General features: G+C 62.0%; 1 protein-coding gene. It reads right to left on the reverse strand.

Going from position 1 to position 1671, the window contains the following annotated elements:
- A partial coding sequence (gene prpE, locus A2I95_RS35990) for a propionate-CoA ligase PrpE (protein WP_291737315.1) occupies positions 1-1671 on the reverse strand: 1671 nt, incomplete at both ends.

Raw genomic sequence — 1671 nt, forward strand, 5'->3', positions numbered from 1 at the left:
CCATAGTGCCGCGCAGGATCTTGCCGGAACGGGTCTTGGGCAGCCGGTCGACCACCGCCGCCAGTTTAAATGCGGCAACCGGGCCGATCTTCTCGCGCACCAGCTGGACGACCTCGGATACCACCTCGCCATGATCGCGATCGGCACCGGCGTTCAGGCAGAGGAAGCCAACCGGCATCTGGCCCTTGAGGCTGTCCGCCACGCCGATCACGGCGCATTCGGCGACATCCGGGTGGCCCGCCAGCACTTCCTCCATGCCGCCGGTCGACAGTCGGTGGCCTGCGACGTTAATGACATCATCGGTGCGTGCCATGATGTAGAGATAGCCATCTTCATCCTTCATGCCCGCATCGCCGGTCTCGTAGTAGCCGGGAAATGTGGTGAGGTAGCTTTTCTTGAACCGCTCTCCGGCATTCCACAGCGTCGGCAGGGTGCCCGGCGGCAGCGGCAGTTTGACCGCGATGGCGCCCAGCTCGCCCGGCGCTACCGGGTTGCCGCCTTCGTCCAGAATATCGACTTCATAGCCGGGCATCGGCACTGCAGGCGAACCAAGCTTGGTCGGCAGTTCTTCGATCCCCAGCGGATTGGCGGCAATCGACCAGCCGGTTTCGGTCTGCCACCAATGGTCCACCACAGGAACCTTCAGTTGTTCCTGCGCCCAGGTGATGGTGTCGGGATCGGCGCGCTCGCCGGCCAGATAAACCTGCTGCAGGCAGCTCAGATCGTATTTCTTGACGAATTCGCCCTTGGGATCTTCCCGCTTCACCGCGCGAAAGGCAGTGGGGGCGGTGAAGAAGCTCTTGACCTTATGCTCGGAGATCACCCGCCAGAATGTGCCCGCATCCGGCGTGCCCACCGGCTTGCCCTCAAACACAACTGTCGTGTTGCCGTGGATCAGCGGCGCATAGCAGATGTAGCTGTGGCCAACGACCCAGCCCACATCGGAAGCAGCCCAGAACACATCGCCGGGATCAACGTTGTAGATGTTCTTCATCGTCCAGTTCAACGCCACCAACTGGCCCGCGGTGTGGCGGATCACGCCTTTGGGCTGGCCGGTGGTGCCGGAGGTGTAGAGGATATAGGACGGGTGGTTGCCTTCCACGGGCACACATTCGGCGGGTTCCACACCGTATTGGAAGCCATGCCAGTTCACGTCCCGGCCCGGAATCAGATCCGCCACTTCCTGTTCGCGCTGGAAAATCACGCAGAACTCCGGCTTGTGCTCCGACAAGTCGATGGCGCCATCCAGCAGCGGTTTGTAATGCACGGTTCGGCCCGGCTCGATCCCGCAGGAGGCGGCGATGATCGCCTTGGGCTTTGCGTCATCAATCCGCACCGCCAGCTCGTTGGAGGCAAATCCGCCGAACACCACCGAATGCACAGCTCCGATGCGGGCGCAGGCCAGCATCGCCTCCAGCGCTTCAGGGATCATCGGCATGTAGATGATGACCCGGTCGCCTTTTTCGACGCCCTTGGCGCGCAGCGCTCCGGCCAGTGTGGCGACGCGATTGCGCAGCTCGACATAGGAGATTTCACGCTTGGTATGGGTGACCGGGCTGTCATAGATGATCGCGGTCTGTTCGCCGCGGCCTTGTTCCACATGGCGGTCAACGGCGTTGTAGCAGGTGTTCACCTTGGCATCGGAAAACCATTCATAAAGGCCATCGCCCT

Source organism: Leisingera sp. F5 (assembly GCF_001593695.1).